Below are 18,799 nucleotides of genomic sequence, written 5' to 3'. Positions count from 1 at the left end.
TCTTCGTTAATTAGCTTTTTGTTAAATAGCGTATTCGCAAACTAGCGACGAAAATACAGCGGCACTAACAGCCCGGTTAGTGCTGCGATAAGATTTGCTTTACTGTCCAAAAGCAAAGAGCCTAGCAAGTAAACCACAGTCTTGGGTTTGCTTAATGCTAGGCTCTATTTTTATAACTTCTTAAATATTGCTGTGTGTCGGTTTATTTACGCTCTAATTACCATTGTAATGACGGTATTCAAACACCTGACCTTTCTCGTTAAACGCATACACAGAATACTCGTCTTTCTTATCGTCATGCTCCATTCCCGGAGAGCCCATAGGCATACCAGGAACAGCCAAGCCAATCGCATTACGTGGTGGGTTTTCTAAAAAGGCCTTCACGTCTTCTGCTGGAATGTGCCCTTCAAATACGTAACCGTCGATCTCTGCCGTGTGGCAAGAGGAAAGCTCTGGCGTTACACCTAGCTTTTGTTTGATTGGATTCATGTCATCGTGGAGCTTCTCTGTAACATCGAACCCGGCATCTTGCATATGTTCTGTCCATTCTGTGCAGCAACCGCAGTATGGTGATTTGTGGTTTAGAACATCAGTAGCTAAAGCTTGTCCTGAAATTGCAGCGAGTGCTGTAAGAGTCATAACTTTACGAATCATGGTTGACCTCATGAATATGGTTTTTATTGATATTAGAATGAGTGGGCTTGAACAATCTCAGCCTGTTGGCATTGCTCACTACTGTAATTGACGACATCGCCATCGCTGCGCCTGCAACGACTGGGCTTAGTAGAAATCCGAAAAATGGGTAGAGCACACCGGCCGCGATAGGAATACCAAGTGAGTTATAGATGAAGGCACCAAAGAGGTTTTGCTTCATGTTTCTCACGGTCGCTTGGGACAGCTCTATCGCGTTACTGACAGATAAGGGCGACGAGTTGAGTAGCGTCATTTGAGCACTTTCAATCGCGACATCGCTGCCGCTGCCCATTGCTATACCTATATCCGCCTGAGCAAGTGCGGGCGCGTCGTTAATCCCGTCTCCGACCATGGCTACGCTCTTATACTGTTGTTGAAGCTGAACAATATGCTGAGCTTTCTGCTCTGGAAGCACCTCCGAGATAACCTCGTCGATACCGACACTTTTACCTATCGCTTGAGCAACAGAATCGTTGTCGCCTGTTAATAGCACGGTGTGAATTCCGGCGGATTTTAGTTGAGCAATGGCTTGTTTGCTATCTATTTTTAATGCGTCTGAAATGCCAAATATACCTTCCAGTTTTTGATCGATTACAACGAAGATGGGTGTCCATGCTTGTGTACGACAAAGCTCGATAAAGTCCGCGCCAATTTTAGTGTCAATGCCGAGTTGGGTGAGGTACTTTAGAGAGCCGACTTGAACGTTTTTGCCGTTAATTATTGCTTGTACGCCAAGCCCTCGTTGATTTTCGAAATCACTATGGGGTAGTGCTGAAACTTGTAAGCTCTCTGCATATTGGCAAACGGCTTTGGCTAATGGATGCTCTGACCCTACCTCTACCGAATAGGCGTACGCTAGCAGTTCTTGCTTTGATAAATCGCCATAAAAGGCTTGCTGAACGGTTGGCTTACCTTGGGTTAGGGTGCCTGTTTTATCAAACACGACAGCATCAATTTTGCTTGCAGATTGCAACACATCGGCATCTTTGATCAGAACGCCAAACTCAGCGGCTTTGCCAACGCCTACAGTAATTGAGAGCGGCGTTGCTAGGCCTAAGGCACATGGACAAGCGATGATCAGCACGGTAGTCGATACCACAAGCATGTAGCTTGCACTGGGTTGCGGGCCGACCAAAAACCAAACTAAGGCAGCAGTTGCTGCGATCGCGACCACAACAGGTACGAAAACAGCAGAAATAGAGTCAGCAAGCTTCGCAATCGCAGGCTTGCTGCTTTGTGCTTGGCGAACCATCTGAATGATTCGAGCCAACATGGTGCTTGAGCCAATCCCGGTCGCTTCAATGATCAGGCTGCCATCACCATTAATGGTGCCCGCCGAAACGCCATCATTAATCGATTTAACGTTGGGAAGCGGCTCGCCAGTCAGCATCGACTCATCGATATAAGATTCGCCAGATACCACGACACCATCGACAGGGACTTTTTCTCCCGGTTTCACTCGTACTTGCATACCGACTTGGATGACCTCTACGGCGATAGTTTGCTCTTTACCATCGACGATAACCACGGCTTTTTGAGGCTGTAAGTTTATCAGCGCCTGTAAAGACTTAGTGGTACGTGCTTTGGCTTTGGCTTCAATGTAGTGACCCAAAGAAATAAGGCCAACAATCATGGCGCTGGCTTCAAAATAGACATGACGAGAAGCTTCAGGGAACCACGATGGGATCAGAACAACCAACATTGAATAGAACCATGCTGCGCCTGTACCCAGAGCGACCAAGGTATCCATGGTCGCACGTTTATGCATCAGAGATTGCCAAGCATTGGTGAAGAAGCTGCGACCTGAGGTTGCAAGCAGTATCAAACAAACGACACCAACCAAGCCCCAAGTCAGTTGGTCGTTAAACGTGGCAATGGTCATGCTGCCACCGAACACGCCCCAAGCCATTAGCGGAGCACCGATAAGCAGCGCACTTACTGAGTTTCTAAGAAAGGCTTGTTGAGTACAAAGTTGTTGTTCTTGCTGTTTTTTTTGTTGAGTTGCCGCGTCATCAACGAACTCGGCACCATAACCTGCGTTTTTCACCGATTCTATGAGAGCGTTCTCGATGACGTTACGTTTTTTAGACGTGAAGACCAAGGCTGTCTGCTCTGCGAGGTTGATCTGAGCTTGGTCGACGAACTCATTCTTTTTCAGCGCTTTCTCTACCGAAGAAACACAACTCGCACACGTCATTCCCTCAAGAACCAGGTGATAGGTATATTGGCTAGCAGCAGGTTTATCTTGTGTCGGCTCCACTGGCGCTGTTTTTTTATCGTCTTCTGAATCTGAATTAGATAAAGGCTCATTAACTTCAGTGTAGGGAGCCGCGTGATAACCCACGCTTTCGATCAGCTCAATAAGATCGGGTTCTGAAAGCAGAGTAACCAAGGACAATTCATGTTTGCTGATTTCTAGGTCTGAGATTTGCTCGGTGTGTTCAAGTGCTTGAGTCAGCTTGCTCACGCACTTACCGCAGCTAAGACCGGATAACGAAAGGTGTAGTTTATTGCCCATGCTATAACCAAGCGTCGCTAACTTTTCGTTGAGTTGAACGTAACTAAAAGGAGTCGAAATATCGATGTATGTCGGCGATATATCATTGATCGTCGTATTGTCGACTTCGCCAAACAGTGTGCGAACTTTCTTCGCACAACCCATGCAATTTAGGCCGTTGAGCGCAGTTGTGTAATGGTTCATATCGATACTCCAATTCTCATCTACGCCTAACATAAACCTTCCCGTAAGGGTAAGGTCAAACATAAATTCAAGAATTTGATATTAGTGGCATATTAATGGGTGGGGTACGCTGGTGAAATAAGCGGGAGTTAAAGAAAAGCGTGGCTATAATTTATTGGCTCAGACTATAGATTTGCTACATCGAAGCTGAATTTGGCCTTTCTACAGTGGCTTTCGCACAAGATCCGCGCATTAATCATTCACTACTGATTGTAGATTTAAGCGGTGGTGATAAAATAGCGCCCAAAATTTAGTGATATTTGGCTATTACAGACTTTGTATTAGACCCCACTAAAAGAATCACCTACATAATCAAGGTATTTAAATGACGGTTAAAACTCGTTTTGCTCCTAGCCCAACTGGCTATCTTCACGTTGGTGGTGCACGTACTGCACTTTACTCTTGGCTATTCGCTAAGAACCAAGGTGGTGAATTCGTTCTACGTATCGAAGACACGGACCTTGAGCGTAACTCTCAAGAAGCGGTTGATGCAATTCTAGAAGGCATGCAATGGATGGGTATGGAATGGGATGAAGGTCCTTACTACCAATCTAAGCGTTTTGACCGTTACAACGAAATGGTTGATAAGCTACTTGCTGAAGACAAAGCATTCAAATGTTACGCGTCTAAAGAACTGCTTGACGAAATTCGTACAGAGCAAGAAGAAAACAAGGAAATGGCTCGTTACGATGCGAACCACCCTAAAATTGTTGCAGCAAACAAAGCAGCAAAAGAAGGTGATGCGTGCGTTATCCGTTTCCGTAACCCTAAAGAAGGCAGCGTAGTATTTGATGACCAAATTCGTGGTCGCATTGAAATTTCTAACAGCCAACTTGATGACCTAATCATTCGTCGTACAGACGGCGCTCCAACTTACAACTTCGTAGTTGTAGTGGATGACTGGGATATGGGTATTACACACGTTGTTCGTGGTGAAGATCACATCAACAACACACCTCGTCAAATCAACATCTACGAAGCACTAGGCGCGCCAGTTCCAACTTTCGCTCACTGTGCAATGATTCTTGGTGATGACGGTGCGAAACTTTCTAAGCGTCACGGTGCTGTTTCTGTAATGCAATACCGCGATGAAGGTTACCTACCAAATGCACTGAACAACTACCTAGTTCGTTTAGGTTGGTCTCACGGTGACCAAGAGATCTTCTCTCAAGAAGAGATGATTGAGTTCTTCAGCCTTAAAGCAATCAGCAAGTCTGCATCTGCATTCAACACTGAAAAGCTACTTTGGTTGAACAACCACTACATCAAGACTTCTGAGCCTGAGTACGTTGCAAAATACCTGCAATGGCACCTAGACGCACAGAAGATCGATACAACAAACGGCCCAGCGATCACTGAAGTGATCAAGCTAGTTGGCGAGCGTTGTAACACGCTTATCGAACTTGCTGAGCAGTCTCGTTACTTCTACGAAGATTTCTCTGAGTTTGAAGCTGGCGCAGCTAAGAAGCACCTACGTGGTGTTGCTAAAGGCCCACTAGAACTTGCTCTTGCTAAGGTTGAAGCACTTGAAGATTTCACTACTGTAAACATCAAAGATGGTGTAATTGCAGCGGTATGTGAAGAGCTAGAGATCGGCATGGGTAAAATCGGTATGCCACTTCGTGTAGCAGTAACAGGCGGTGGCCAGTCTCCTTCTGTTGATGCTGTGATGGAGCTTGTTGGTAAAGAGCGCGTAATCGCTCGTATCAAGATGGCTCTTGAGTTCATCGCTGAGCGTGAAGCTAACGCTTAATTGAGCGATTGCTAGATTTAAAAAAGGGTCAGTAACTTGGTTACTGACCCTTTTTATTTGTCTTGAGCTTCGTCGCTTAGAGCTTTGTCGATTAGAACAGTGTCGATTAGAGTTGAATCGTTATAGCTTGTCGTCAGTAATCAGTTGGGTCGCTTGAGCCGCTGTTTTTTTATCGAACAAGATATCCATCATCGCTTTGATGCGTTCGATATCGTCGCCAAACTTTGATAAATTGCCGCTATTGGGCGCCTTAAATTCTACGTTGCCTACGCGCTGTTGATCTTGATAAGCTGAGATCTTGGCGTCTGCCACAAAGGTTCTGAAATCCCAACTCCAGCGAGATACGTAATCAAGCGTAATATCCTCTGGGTTATGTTCTGAACCGTCTGCAACGACTTTACATTTCACCTGATTGTTCAGGCACCAGTCGAGCATGGAATCGAGGAAAATGCTGCGTGTTTTTACATCTTCTACGATAGTGATATTTTCGACGTTATTTGCTTCAGGAAGTGCATTTCCTGAATACTTCGGGGCACTACAACCTGCGAGCAAAACGACAACAGCAACAACTAACCAGTTTTTCATTATCTATCCTAGATTTTTTTGAAGATGATTGAAGTGTTGATACCGCCAAAGGCAAAGTTATTGCTCATTAGGTATTCAACATTTAATTCACGGCCAGATCCTGTGATGTAATCAAGCTTGCCGCAGCGTTCGTCGATGTTCTCAAGGTTCAATGTTGGGCTGAACCAACCTGAATGCATCATTTCGAGGCTTAACCAAGCTTCAATCGCACCACATGCACCAAGTGTATGACCAAAGTAGCTTTTCAATGAACTGATTGGCACTTCGCCAAAAATGTTCGCCGTAGCATTACTTTCTGCAATATCGCCTTTTTCAGTGGCGGTACCGTGCGCAGAAACATAACCAATTTTTTCTGCCGGAAGTTGCGCATCTTTCAGAGCTTTTTCCATACAGATTTGCATGGTTTCCATCTGAGGTTGGGTCACATGAGCAGCATCGCAGTTGCTGGCAAAGCCGATGATCTCCGCGTAGATCTTTGCACCACGAGCCACGGCATGTTCATACTCTTCAAGAACAAGCGTGCCGGCACCTTCACCAATAACTAAGCCATCGCGCTCGCTGTCGTAAGGACTAGGGGACTTTTCTGGCGTGTCGTTTTTTAAACTGGTAGCAAAAAGGGTATCGAAAACAGCAGACTCAGTTGGGCATAGCTCTTCACCACCACCGGCAACCATTACGGTTTGGTAGCCGTGTTTGATCGCTTCATAGGCGTAACCAATCGCTTGGCTTCCTGAAGTACAGGCACTGCTGGTGGGAATCACGCGGCCGCGCAGGCCAAAGAACAATCCTACGTTGACCGCTGCGGTGTGTGGCATCATTTGCACGTAAGTTGTTGCGGTGATCGCTCGTGTCGACTTCTCGTTGAGCATTACGCCAAACGCGCCTACAGCATCAGTACTGCCGGTTGAAGAGCCGTAAGCAATGCCTGTTTCGCCATTGGTCAAAATGTCGTGGCCAATCAGCCCTGCTTGCTCTAGTGCATTTTCTGTCGCAACGGTGGCTAGACGCGATACACGGCCCATGCCACGTACTTGCTTACGTTTATAGTGTTTAGGCAGTTGGAAGTCATCAATGGGCGCAGCTAGCTTAGTGTTGAGGCCATCATACTGCTCAAAGCTTGGCATATACTGAGTGGCATTTTCACAGGCTTTTAGTTTTGGTTCGATGTGCTGCCAATCATTACCAAACGCGGTAACACCAGACATGCCAGTTACAACAACGCGGCGGGTCATACTAAGCCTCCATTGACTGAAATCACTTGGCGAGTGACGTAGCCTGCAATATCAGACATTAGGTAGCTGACTAGGCCTGCCACTTCTTCCGGCTCACCCATTCGGCGCAGTGGTACTTGAGGAAGCGCATGATCTTTCACATGCTCATCCACCATACCTGTATCGATCAAACCCGGAGCGACACAGTTTACTGTGATTTTACGTTTCGCTAGCTCTAAAGCCAGAGACTTAGTTGCGCCAATCACGCCCGCTTTTGCTGCTGCATAGTTGGTTTGACCGCGGTTACCCATGATGCCGGATACAGAAGCCAGAGTAACAATTCTACCGCCTTTGCGTTTTTGAACCATAGGCATCACGCACGGGTGAAGAATGTTGTAGAAGCTGTCGAGGTTGGTATGGATAACGCCGTCCCACTCTTCTTCCGTCATGGCTGGAAATGCGGTGTCACGAGTAATACCCGCGTTGTTTACTACACCATAGTAAGCGCCATGCTCGGCAATATCTGACTCAAGAGTTTCGCGACATTCGCTGCGATTGCTGATATCAAATTGGATTAGACGTCCAGCACCACCGAGCTCAGTGATCGACTTTAATGTGTCTTCGGCACCTTGCTTGTCACCCATGTAATGAACGGCGATTTCAAATCCGTCTTTTGCGAGTTGAATAGCGATCGCTTTACCAATGCCTTTGCTGGCACCAGTGACTAAAACCTGACGGGTCATGATGGGCTCCTAGTTTTCATTTCTTGTAATTTTTGTTCAGTTGGCACATAGACATTAAGTTGGCATTGAGCCACCAATTCGCCTTGGTCTTCGACTCGGGCGGTAAACACAGCCATGCCACTGTCTTCCATCAGTTGCTCGGCGTAGATATCAAGGGTCTGACCTTGAGTGAACTCATCACACAGTGACTTGTAACGGCGAGAACCCAGCAAGAAGCCGATCGGGGGAGTAGTGCTGTTTTTTAATGCGTGGTATCCAGACCACGCGGCAACCGACTGCGCCATAAACTCGATACCAACATAAGCGGGTACGGTTTGAGTGTCTGCGTTAAAGAACAGGTTATGTGCTCCAATATCCACTTGGCAGTGAATCGATAACGCCTCTACGCTGATGGCACGATCGATTAATATCATCGGGTCATCATGTGGGAGAAGTTGGTCTACAGAGGGGATATCAGTCATTTACTACACCAAAAATCAGGCTAATGTTGTTGCCACCAAAAGCAAATGAGTTACTTAAGATGTTCTTTACTTTAAGTTTCTGGGCACAGTTTACCAAATCAATCTCAATATCCTCAGCTTTATCCTGACATTTTTGTAAGGGAAGCGGTAAGTCATATTTTAAAATATGCCATGCTATTGCAGCCTCTATCGCACTTGCAGCGCCAAGAGTATGCCCGGTGAGCGGCTTGGTTGAGCTAACGGGAACCTTGTTTGCAAAAATACGATGAATGGCTTTGCTTTCCATCGAGTCATTGAGCGGTGTTGCGGTGCCATGAGCATTGATGTAACCAATGTCATCCGCTTGTAACTGTGCAGAATATAAAGCTTTTCTCATAGCTTGTTCTGCGCCATTTCCTTCAGGGTGGGGCGCTGAAATGTGGTGTGCATCAGAGCTATCACCACAGCCTAATAAAGCAATGCTAGGTATATTCTGGTTTGTATCAGCGACATTCACTTTTGTTTTACTGAGCAACATAAATGCCGCTGCTTCACCGATGTTGATGCCATTTCGAGAGGCACTAAATGGCTGACAATGTGTGGTCGAAAGTGCTTCCAGACCATGAAAGCCATTGAGCGTCAGCTTACACAAGGTGTCTACACCTCCAACCAACACAGCATCAGCCATGCCTGAATCCAACAAGCGTTGAGCGGCCAGAAATACACGGCCACTGGACGAGCAAGCGGTCGAGATTGCGTAGCTTGGCCCTGTTAATGAGCAATATTGACTAACAAACTCAGAGGTATTCCCTAGCTCTTGTTTTGAGTAGTGATAGTGCTCAGGAAACTCACCGTTTACCAATTTATGTTTGAAAGCGGCTTCACCATCAGAAATCCCCGAGGTGCTTGTGCCGATAATCACAGCAATTCTATCTGCGTCAAATTGTGACTTTGCTTGCTCGATAGAATCTTTGATTTGCTCAAGAGCCGATAAAGCTAACTGATTGTTGCGAGTGGCGTATTCGGCAAGGTGCTGAGGGATTTCAGGCAGTTCACCAGTCACCTTACCGATGACAGTCGACTTGCCATCATTCAGCATATCACTGACTTCAACCATATTGGATTTACGTATGTCTTTGAGGCAGCCGTGAATGTCAGCAACGCTCGAGCCTAGCGCCGAGTGGAAACCACAATCTTGGATGTAAATAGGCATAGTGTTCAGCTCTTACTTGGGTTATCAGTAATCGTTGAGTTCAACGTTTGTATGGTGATGGTGTAGCCTTGGACCAAATGCTTGAAAACAATGTTTCCAGAGAGCTTCGGTTCATTAGTTTTTGCTTGATACTCGATACGAATAATGGCTCGTTGGCTGCTATCAAACACGGTTCTTGTACTGTTAGAATCGACTATGTGCCAACCTATATTTTGCATAGGCTGAGTCCACGCTTCAACTGGCCATAGAGTCAGCATTAAATTGAATAGCACCTGCTCCGGTTGTGGCAAAGTTGCACCAAGCCCAGACAAAATTTGCGTATCAATCACTTGGTCTTGGTACTGCAGTGACAAAATTCGAGTGCCCCAAGATGAAAAACCAGCTAGCACCACTTTATCTGGTGTCACTTCAACTTGGACAGGAAGTTGTTGAGTTTCGTCTTGCCAGGTTGCGCTAATCAACTGACTTGCCGTAAATGAAAATTCAAGCTCAGAAGGCAAGGGTAAGGTTAATTCGGTATCATTGTCGACAGACACACTTGCGCCAGCCGGCTGCTGAGAAACCATTGAACAGGCAGTGAGTAGAATACCCACTAGTGTGGCGAAGGTTATCTTATATATCTTGCTCATCGAAAAGCCTCTCGAGAGGTTGGTCGTTCTACGTTTTTACTACTGTTGATCGCGAGCGGCGAAAGTAGCCACGCGACAAAGATCCCTGTCAGAACAGTAACACCGAAGCTATGAATGGCATGAGTCTGACTTAGCGACAATAAGCCAAATGAAAGCAACGTTGTGAGACCCGATAGGGTAATCGCTAATAAGGTGCTTAGTGATTTTTTCTGCTCAGCAAAGAACAGGGTATAGTCGATACCAATCCCTAAAATTAGAATGAGTCCAAGCAGGTTAAACAGATTCAGTGTCGAGCCTAAAATGCCCGTGACCGCTAGCCCTGCGACTCCGGCAATCAATGAAGGCAACAGCATTAATAGGCTTTGCTTCACACCGTAGCGCCAACCTAAAACCATTCCAATTGCTACCAATGCTATCAATAGTAGTTCGGTGATCTTGACTCTATATTCAGCAAAAAGCGACGAGATTTCATCGGCTTTATTAAGGTATTTAACACCTTGTTGCTGAGCAAAGCTTGAATCGAGCCATTGAGAGAACAGTGCTGAGTTTGTAACGTCTTTGATCAAAATGACTGACGCCGCTTGTCCATCGATAGGTTTTAACCAAAGTGGTCGAACAGGTTCTGACACCGGTGATTCTAAAAATCTAGATACTGTGATTGCTTCGAACTTAGGTAATTCTGGAAAGCTAGGCCAACCAAGCGTGTTCTGTAAGATATGGCTTTGCTGGCGATAGAGTTGTTCAACCAATTGATAGTTATCATGCTGGTCTTGTTTACTTAACAACTGCTGATTGATGCTGCGATATCCTGAGATACCTTGGCTATCGATTAAAGATTCTAAGCTCGCGGTGATTTCCGACAGTTTTTTGAGTAGCTTTTGGTCGCTCTTGGCAGTCACCAAAAGCATACTTTGACCACTGCCTAATCCTGATATCTCAGTAATGGCTTGTTCTTGCTGTTTGAGTTGATTAGGCATCGCTTGAAGTTGACGAATATCGTCGTCGTAGCGAATTTGGCTGAGTGACATCAAGCTAACGACAGTCACTATTAATGGTAAGCCAATTCTAAATTTTTGGTTGCTCCACAGGCTTAACCAAGTATGCCAAAGCTTCGACAAGGGAAGAGGGCGTTCTTGGCTTGGTTTTGCCGCTAAAACCGGATACCAACACACCACACTGGCGTAAGCGGCGAACAGTCCAATCGACGAAAAAAGAGCAAGTTGCTGTAAACCCGGGAAAGGTGCCACCAACAGACCTAGGTAACCAATCAAGCTGGTGATCAGACCCAAGGTGATCGCAACAATAATATGTTTCAAGCCTTTGTCGCTTTGCCACTTGCTTCCTGCTGCCAAGCGATCAGTCAGGTAGTGAAAGGAGTAGTCGATGGATACGCCAATCAAGCTGGCACCGAACACCAAACTAAACAGGTGAACCTTGCCGAAGATAGCGACGGTACTTGCCAGCGCGACCAATAAGCCGCTACTGATTGAAAGTAAGGATAAGGCAAGTGGGAGGGCGCTACGAAATGTTAGCCACACCAATAAAATTACACCTACCAATGAGCCCAAACCAATGGTGCTGATTTCTGATTTCGCACTTTCGGTACCGTAATTGGCGTAGAACACCACACCGGTATGCTGCACTTTGACACCAAACTGCTTTTCGATCTGGCGCTCAATTGAATCAAGATCTGGAAGCTGCTCTTGAATCGCTAAACTATAAGGCGAACCTGCCAGAGTCGCAGTCACCAAAATATGAGTTTGCTCATTAGACTGGACTGTGAGGTAGCCTTCTTTCAGAACAAAGTTGCTTGATTGAACGCCAACTGCACTGATGTAGTCGCGAAATAGCAGAAATGGGTCGAGAGATAGCTCTGCTGCAGTGACGCCTGAGAACGGATTGTACAGAGATTGAATGACATATTGAGCTCGCGAATCCGGCGAGTAGGTCAGCGTCTCTTTTTGTTGTTGGGTTAGAAGTTGAGCTCGGTGACGAAAATAGAAATCGCTCCACTGGCTTTGAGTGCTGGCGTTGATTTTGCCTTGAACTTGCTTAAACAGAGTTGGCTGATTTGAGAAAGCTCTTTGGTTAAGTTTTTTTTCAAAAGCGTCAGTCGCTGTCATAGCCTGTTCGACGTCGGAGGCACTTATGATAAACACCACTTGCTCACTCATCGAGCTAGATATTTGCTGAAAGGCTTGCTCTACCATGGGGTCTTGCTGGTTTTCTGGCAGCAATTTCATGATGTTGCTTTCAATGGGTACTGACGAAGAAAAAGCGAATTGTTTGATCAACAATCCGCTAAATAGCATTACGACAACAAGCCAAGCAAGGGCTAGGCTAGAATTGGAATTGTTGCGCTTCAGCATCTGATAATACTTCCGGTAGATGGCTTAACTGGCTAAATTCGATCACTGTGCTATCTCCACGAATTTCCTTTAGCTCAATGCGCTCAATATCATTGTGTCCTTGCAGCGTGATGGCTTCAAACACCGCATTCATTGGAGAACTTTTTGGTATTAGAGTGAGTGTCCATGACGCACTCTCTGTGCTTTTATTTGCACTTTCATCTGAGCTTGGCTCGTTCGCTGGTTCAAATGACAGAGAGAATTGTTCTTGAAGTTTTTGCGTATCGCCGTGGAATACTGACAAGAAGATATGGCTGAAATAAAATGCCATTGGGTTTTCTTTGTCAGTAATTATCTTAGCAGGTTGATCAGCAAACCTTTGACTCAGTTTGTTATCTGTGAGCACTAGGCTCACAGGAAACGGGGTTGCTTGCGTCCAAAGTAAACCACTCGACTTATCTAATAAAAACGTTCCTTGTGACGTCAGAGGTTGGGCAAACATTTCCATATTGCGTGTTTGAGTAAACTCGCCACGGACAATACTATTTGCGCTCAACACCGTTTTCAGTTCTGAAATAGAAGTTACGCTAGTTGTGTTCTCATTAGCGGTAGTAAGGCCACTTACCATCACAGAAGCAAGCCCTAGCAGCGCGATGCTAATGTGTTTGCGACTGCGTTTAAACAGACTCATGTTTCACCTGTTGGTTGTTAGAGGCTTGAGATTTATGTTCAGCAGCTAGAGGTAAGCAACCGAATTGGTGCCAATGCTTAACTTTATCGGTAAATATTTTCGGCGAAGCAAAACACATCTCTTGCTCTTCAATGGTTACCGCAACTTGCATGGTGTGAGCGCGTGTCATACGAGCACCTGTGTTGGCATCGTGAATTTCGTAGTCAACACGCAAGCGGTTTTCCCATTCAGTTAACTTAGCGGATACCTTGATCTGATGATTAAACGGTATCGCTTTGATGTACTTTACACGCGTGTCGATGATCGGCCACATGTAGCCTGAATCCTTCATCTCATGATAGTTGTACTCAATCTTATCCATCATGATGCGCCTTACTTCTTCAAAAAATCGGAAGTAATTACCGTGATAGATCACGCCCATTGGATCGGCATCTTGGAATGAGGTTACTAAAGTAACCTCAGATTGTAATGGATGAAGGATTTCAGACATAAATCGCTCTCAACAATATTGCGTAAAGGGGTAGCTACTTTATGAGGTTAACTACTTTATGAAGTTAACCACTCTATGAGTAAAGTGACCAATACTGACTTTGAATACGAGAAATAAAGTGGCGTAGATCGCCTTCAAGCGGACGATCCTCGACAATAAACTCAAACTCTTTGAGTACTTCGTCGCGAATGTGCTTCAGATTTTCACTCATGTGGTGCTCATCAAGCTCATTGTGGCGCTTACGAAGTTCAAGCGCTTGTGTACCCGCGAGAAGTGATGCTGCCGCTACTTGTTCAGTCAGTTCTAGAACACGTAGGCAATCACGAGCCGCTATGGTGCCCATGCTGACTTTGTCTTGGTTATGGCACTCGGTTGAACGAGAGAACACGCTTGCTGGCATGGTGTGTTTCAATGCCTCTGCTGTCCAAGCTGAAACGCCAATCTGTACTGCTTTGAAGCCGTGGTTAATCGGCTTACGTTCGCCTTCTGCACCGGTTAGGTTAAATGGTAAGCCGTTGTTGAACTTGTAATCCATCAACTGCGCCATTTGGCGATCAAGCAGGTCAGCAAGGTTGGCTACTGCTGTTTTTAGCGTATCCATTGCCATTGCGATATGACCACCGTAGAAGTGTCCACCATGCAGTACGCGATCATTATCACCATCGATAATTGGGTTGTCGTTGGCGCTGTTTAGCTCGTTCTCGATCATTTGGCGAAGCCAAGGTAGGGAGTCTTGAACGACACCGATAACGTGTGGAGCACAACGCAATGAGTAACGATCTTGCAGACGGTCACTGTTGCGAGGTGGGCGTTCTGCTTGAAGGTCGTCGCGTAACCACGCTGCAATTTGTTGTTGACCAGGGTGAGGTTTCACTGCGAATAGTGCTTCGTCGAAGTGGAAGTCATTTCCTTGCATACCCACAGATACCATCGCCGTTATCTTAGTCGATAGTTGTGCTAGGTATTCCGCGCGTTTGTAGGCGATACAAGCCAAAGCTGTCATTACTGACGTGCCATTCATCAAAGCTAAGCCTTCTTTTGGCTTAAGCTTGATAGGGTTAATGCCTAATTCTTTGTAGACGTCACTGGTCGGGCGAACTTCGCCTTTATAGATAACATCGCGCTCACCAATCAGTGCTGCCGCTAAGTAAGACAACGGCGTTAAATCACCACTGGCCCCAACCGATCCTTCTTGAGGAATACGTGGTGAGATATCTTGGTTAATCAGAGTAACGATCTGGTTGAGCAGATCGTGAGTCACACCAGATACACCTTGTGACAATGAACACAGGCGCGTTGCTAATACTGCACGAGATTGTTCGTGAGACAATATTTCGCCTAAACCACAGCCATGAAAGCGCGTTAGATGCAGTGGGAGTTCGTCGACTAGGTTTGGCGGAATCGCAACGGTACATGAATCTCCGTAACCGGTTGTCACGCCATAAATCACGCCTTCTTCTTTCAACAGACGTTCTAAGAAAGCGACACCACGGTCGATCTTAGATGTGAAGGCTTCACTTGAGTTCATCGAAGCTTTTGCGCCTTGTGAGATAGCTACAACATCCTCAATTGTGAGGCGTTCGGCACCAAAAGTGATGCTATTTGGATTCTTTTTCGTCATGGTGCTGGTTGCTCAATGTCCAAAAATTAAAAAAGTTATACCACTGAAGCGGTGCTTTCAGTGTGTAGTGCTGAAGTCGATCTGCGTATTTTTGCACGACTTGCTGTAAAGATTGTTCGCGTGTCTTTCTTGGCAGCTCGATCTTGTCGCTGAAATGCTCGAAATAAACATTAAAGTGCGGCTTAGGTTGTGAGTCGTCACGCAGCCCAAATAATAAAAATACCGGCGCTTTGAGAACAGAGGCTAACATAAATGGTCCTTGAGGGAAGGGAGCTTCCTTACCCAAGAACTCCGCCCATACTGAACGGCTCTCTTTGCTGGTGGAGGTTCTATCGCCAACAATCACAATCCATTCGCCTTGTTCTAGTTTCTGCTGCAACAAGATAGCGGTATCTGGCCCCATTGAGGTCACTTGGATTAGGTTTAAATCAGACTGCGGATTGACTGCTTTCATTACCGAATTAAAACGCTCAGCGTGTTCGGTGAAAACCAGCGCATTGATTTTGATGTTCGAGTGTCTGCGACCCAAAGCTCGGCACAGTTCGATATTACCAAGGTGAGAACCCAGAATCACGACACCTTGTTGGTTGGCTACCATGCTCTCGAATTGCTCTTGACCATGTATGGTGAGGTTATCTACCGAGAAATCGCCTTTCCATGCCGCTAACTTGTCTAGCATCGTATGACCAAAAGAAAGCAGATGGTTATAGCTGGTTAATTCAGTGGGTAACTCAATATTCTGTTGTTCAGCGTAGGTTTTCAGTTGAAATAGATACTGTTCTGAGGCGTTTCGTGCACGTTTTCCCGTTAGATGGTAGTAACCCATCACACCGCGTAAAATCAGATTGAATACGCCTCTGCCTAACAAGGTATAAACGGCCAATAACAGTTTGATTCCCAGCACAGTGCCGCGCTCTTGAGTTCGCGACCAATGGGGTTGTTCTGAACCCATTTGTTCGGAACTTACCTGTCTTGAATCTGCCGAGGAACCTTGGCTATTTTCAGCCGATAAATTGTTCGCTGAGTCCGACTTGAAATGACGAGTAATCAGTTTTGGCGCTCTTGGCAGCATGCCGAAGAACAGTCTTGTGTGCATCCAGCTGATTTTTACGTTATCCCACAGAGCGTCGAAATGAGAAACACCATTTTCAGGATAAATAACTCGTGTCTCAATAAAGTCGATGTCGCAACCTTCCCAGTAAAGGCGAACCAGAATCTCAATATCGAAGTCCATTCGAGACCCAACGTCGTATTTGCTGAGCACTGCCCGTGTTTGGTTGATAGGGTACGCTCGAAAGCCGCACATGCTGTCTTTAATTGATAACGAAAGGGTTTCTATCCATACCCAGATATGTGTCGCGTAGCGTCCGTATAGCCTTGCCTTAGGAACGCTCTCGTCATAAACAGGCTGACCTGATATCAAGCACTGAGGTTTGTCTTGCGAAGCCTGGATTAATGCGGGTAGCGCTTCAAGGTCGTGTTGCCCATCAGCATCAATTTGAATAGCGTGGCTAAAACCGAGATCTTGCGCTCGCTTGATACCCGCTTTTACTGCGCCACCTTTGCCTTGGTTCTGCTCAAGTGTCACCAGAGTTACGTTTGGATTATCAGCAAGGGGAGTCAAAAACTGTTTGGTCGCGAGTTCACTGCCATCATCAACAATAATGATCGGAAGTTTGAAATTAAGAAGTGATGAGACCACCGAGGGCATGGTTGCGCCGTGGTTAAAGCACGGAATTAGGAAGCAAGCCTTGTAGTTGCTTTCTTCAAGTGCGTGTTGAGAAACAGCCTCGATGGGAGCGCTATTCACTTTTCTCTCCCAGCTTCATTTTGCCTGAAGAGTGGGTCTGTTCACCGTTGTTTGAGGTGTAGCTAAAGCTCAGTTTGTCTTTGTCTGCATCCCATTTGAGTGATAACTGGATTGTAGCATCAGGCAGGATAGGCTCTTGGAACTTGATCACTTCCATGCCTTTAAAGAAACCAGGGACGTTTAGCTCTTGGACTGCGTAGTGAAGTGCCCAATCAATCTGTGTAACACCAGGAAGAATAGGAAAGCTCTTGAAGTGCCCCTTAAAATCGGTGATGTCACCAGCAATATGGAGTGTCAGGGTCGATTCTTTCTCTGCAGTGTCAACAGCAATGACGTTTGGTTTTCTCTTATCCATAGCGTGTGCTTAGAATCCTTGGGCTGAAAATGGGTGTTCTGACAAAAATATAAAAAGATAATCTCAGTGTAAAATACGAACAGCGGTTTCTATGATTTTATTAGCTGTTCGATATGAGAGGTTAGTCGCTTACCTTGGCTGTTGAGGGGAATTTCATCAACAATGCGATATTTTCTTGGGATAGCGATCGGTTCTAACCATTTTCTAAGTTCTGAACGCAGCATCAACCAGAACTTACCTTTACTCATGGTGGTGAGAGTCGCTTGGCCATCCTCTGATAATACCAAAACCGACGCCAAGATTAAGCGTTCAGGTTCTTCGAATGGAATGACGACACATTCGCTTATCCAAGGCAGCTGCTCTAGTCGCTTTTCGACTTCAACCAGTGATACTCGTTTTTCTTCTATCTTGATCACTCGGTCGGTTCGGCCTTTCAATATAAATTGATTCTCCGAGACCATTTCGCACTCATCGGCGGTTTGATACCAGTTATTGTTATCGATGTACGGCGACAATAACTTAATGCAATTCTCACTGTTGAGACTTGCCTCAATACAGTCAAAAAGTTGCCAAGGCGTTTGAGCGCTCTCTTGCTGGCGAAATGCGATGCCACCAGTTTCTGTGCTGCCAAAAACCTCGATAGGTAAATGACCAAGCAGATTCCGAGATTGGTGAGCCGATTCGGTGGGCAAAGGTCCACCTGAAGAGAACACACCAGCAAGCTGCGCGGTATTGATTTCGTTCTTTAATCGTTTGAGTAGAGCAGGGCTGCTGATCAGCACACAGTTTTTATTGGCGTGAGACAGAATCTGCTCAGGGTACTCAAGGTTGCTTCGAGCAAATGGAACACCAGAGCATAGTGGCCATAAGATTCTAAACAGCAAACCATAGATATGCTGGTGCGAGACCGTACTGTGGACTCGGTTTCCCTTAAGTAAGTCGCCCCAGTTTTTATCTAGCTGAGCCGTTTCAATATCTAGGTGTTCTAATGTTTTATTGATTGCCTTGGGTGTACCGCTTGAACCTGAAGTAAACAGGGTCAAATGGATTTCTGCCAAATCAACGGGCGGAAGATTATCGGTTCGAGGCTCGCGTGTTTCGGTGTCTAATAAGGTTTGAATATTGCGAACGTCACTCACCTCAACTTCGCCAATCGAGTCATCAACTAGCAGGCAATCAAACTGTTCGCTTAACTCAGCAAGTGCACAAGGTTGGTAGTTACCCGGTAAGATGATGTGTTTGTTAGCTGCTGCACACGCCAAAAATGCTATCGAAAATAGGTAGCTGTCTTGGGTACAAATCGCGACTCGTTGAAAAGGGGATGAAGATAAAAGGTGTACGAGTCGAGATAAGTCGTCGTTAAATGTTTGCCACGTAATCTCGCTCTTGTCGTCAAAGCAGACAATAGAATCAGGCGATCTGTTCTGACTGAGAAGTTCAGACAAGGAAGTGTAAGAGATGGTTTGGGTCATAACAA

General features: G+C 45.8%; 16 protein-coding genes. 1 reads left to right on the top strand and 15 read right to left on the bottom strand.

What is annotated here, in order from left to right:
* Positions 1 to 213: 213 nt before the first annotated feature.
* Together OCW38_RS10845 and OCW38_RS10840 are read right to left on the bottom strand one after the other, a co-directional pair.
* Positions 214 to 654, bottom strand: coding sequence for a DUF411 domain-containing protein (locus OCW38_RS10845; RefSeq protein WP_102282693.1), 441 nt, complete (start codon positions 652 to 654; stop codon positions 214 to 216).
* Positions 644 to 3,427: a copper-translocating P-type ATPase gene (locus OCW38_RS10840; RefSeq protein WP_261894011.1), complete on the bottom strand. Its 2,784-nt coding sequence runs from the start codon at positions 3,425 to 3,427 to the stop codon at positions 644 to 646. Before OCW38_RS10840 ends, OCW38_RS10845 begins: the two co-directional genes overlap by 11 nt.
* A 331-nt stretch (positions 3,428 to 3,758) precedes the next feature.
* Here OCW38_RS10840 and gltX point away from each other — a divergent pair, with 331 nt between their 5' ends.
* Complete coding sequence (gltX, locus tag OCW38_RS10835; protein WP_016767036.1) at positions 3,759 to 5,186, top strand: glutamate--tRNA ligase; 1,428 nt, start codon at positions 3,759 to 3,761, stop codon at positions 5,184 to 5,186.
* Between the two features lie 120 nt (positions 5,187 to 5,306).
* Here gltX and OCW38_RS10830 read toward each other — a convergent pair whose 3' ends face one another.
* From OCW38_RS10830 to OCW38_RS10770, 13 genes are all read right to left on the bottom strand, one after another.
* Positions 5,307 to 5,771, bottom strand: a complete 465-nt coding sequence (locus OCW38_RS10830) for an Sbal_3080 family lipoprotein (protein WP_010439209.1) — start codon at positions 5,769 to 5,771, stop codon at positions 5,307 to 5,309.
* 8 nt (positions 5,772 to 5,779) lie between these two features.
* On the bottom strand, positions 5,780 to 7,003 hold the full coding sequence (locus tag OCW38_RS10825; protein WP_010439211.1) for a beta-ketoacyl-ACP synthase: 1,224 nt from the start codon (positions 7,001 to 7,003) through the stop codon (positions 5,780 to 5,782).
* Positions 7,000 to 7,725 (bottom strand): 3-ketoacyl-ACP reductase FabG2, encoded by a 726-nt coding sequence (locus OCW38_RS10820; protein ID WP_261894008.1) that lies wholly within the window; start codon positions 7,723 to 7,725, stop codon positions 7,000 to 7,002. Before OCW38_RS10820 ends, OCW38_RS10825 begins: the two co-directional genes overlap by 4 nt.
* The gene (locus tag OCW38_RS10815; RefSeq protein WP_010439216.1) at positions 7,722 to 8,186 is read right to left on the bottom strand and encodes a hotdog family protein; all 465 of its coding nucleotides are present in this window, start codon (positions 8,184 to 8,186) and stop codon (positions 7,722 to 7,724) included. The genes OCW38_RS10820 and OCW38_RS10815 overlap by 4 nt, the downstream gene beginning before the upstream one ends.
* Positions 8,179 to 9,378: a beta-ketoacyl-[acyl-carrier-protein] synthase family protein gene (locus OCW38_RS10810; protein WP_010439219.1), complete on the bottom strand. Its 1,200-nt coding sequence runs from the start codon at positions 9,376 to 9,378 to the stop codon at positions 8,179 to 8,181. Before OCW38_RS10810 ends, OCW38_RS10815 begins: the two co-directional genes overlap by 8 nt.
* A gap of 5 nt (positions 9,379 to 9,383) precedes the next feature.
* The gene (locus OCW38_RS10805) at positions 9,384 to 10,007 is read right to left on the bottom strand and encodes a DUF3261 domain-containing protein (protein ID WP_010439222.1); all 624 of its coding nucleotides are present in this window, start codon (positions 10,005 to 10,007) and stop codon (positions 9,384 to 9,386) included.
* Positions 10,004 to 12,376 carry an MMPL family transporter gene (locus OCW38_RS10800; RefSeq protein ID WP_261894005.1) on the bottom strand — a complete coding sequence of 791 codons (2,373 nt, stop codon included), beginning with the start codon at positions 12,374 to 12,376 and terminating at the stop codon, positions 10,004 to 10,006. Before OCW38_RS10800 ends, OCW38_RS10805 begins: the two co-directional genes overlap by 4 nt.
* A complete protein-coding gene (locus OCW38_RS10795; RefSeq protein ID WP_010439226.1) occupies positions 12,348 to 13,046 on the bottom strand; it encodes a LolA family protein in 699 nt (232 codons plus the stop codon). Before OCW38_RS10795 ends, OCW38_RS10800 begins: the two co-directional genes overlap by 29 nt.
* Positions 13,033 to 13,536: an acyl-CoA thioesterase gene (locus OCW38_RS10790; RefSeq protein WP_010439228.1), complete on the bottom strand. Its 504-nt coding sequence runs from the start codon at positions 13,534 to 13,536 to the stop codon at positions 13,033 to 13,035. The genes OCW38_RS10795 and OCW38_RS10790 overlap by 14 nt, the downstream gene beginning before the upstream one ends.
* A 73-nt stretch (positions 13,537 to 13,609) precedes the next feature.
* Positions 13,610 to 15,157: an HAL/PAL/TAL family ammonia-lyase gene (locus tag OCW38_RS10785; protein ID WP_016791306.1), complete on the bottom strand. Its 1,548-nt coding sequence runs from the start codon at positions 15,155 to 15,157 to the stop codon at positions 13,610 to 13,612.
* A complete protein-coding gene (locus tag OCW38_RS10780) occupies positions 15,135 to 16,967 on the bottom strand; it encodes a glycosyltransferase family 2 protein (protein ID WP_261894001.1) in 1,833 nt (610 codons plus the stop codon). Before OCW38_RS10780 ends, OCW38_RS10785 begins: the two co-directional genes overlap by 23 nt.
* Positions 16,960 to 17,322: an ApeI family dehydratase gene (locus OCW38_RS10775; RefSeq protein WP_102308813.1), complete on the bottom strand. Its 363-nt coding sequence runs from the start codon at positions 17,320 to 17,322 to the stop codon at positions 16,960 to 16,962. Before OCW38_RS10775 ends, OCW38_RS10780 begins: the two co-directional genes overlap by 8 nt.
* Positions 17,323 to 17,411: 89 nt before the next feature.
* Positions 17,412 to 18,794 (bottom strand): AMP-binding protein, encoded by a 1,383-nt coding sequence (locus OCW38_RS10770; protein WP_261893999.1) that lies wholly within the window; start codon positions 18,792 to 18,794, stop codon positions 17,412 to 17,414.
* Positions 18,795 to 18,799 lie beyond the last annotated feature (5 nt).

This window comes from Vibrio cyclitrophicus, from assembly GCF_024347435.1.
Classification (GTDB): Bacteria; Pseudomonadota; Gammaproteobacteria; order Enterobacterales; family Vibrionaceae; genus Vibrio; species Vibrio cyclitrophicus.
The sequence above is the reverse complement of the archived record's forward strand: the minus strand, read 5'-3'. Positions and strand labels throughout refer to the sequence as shown.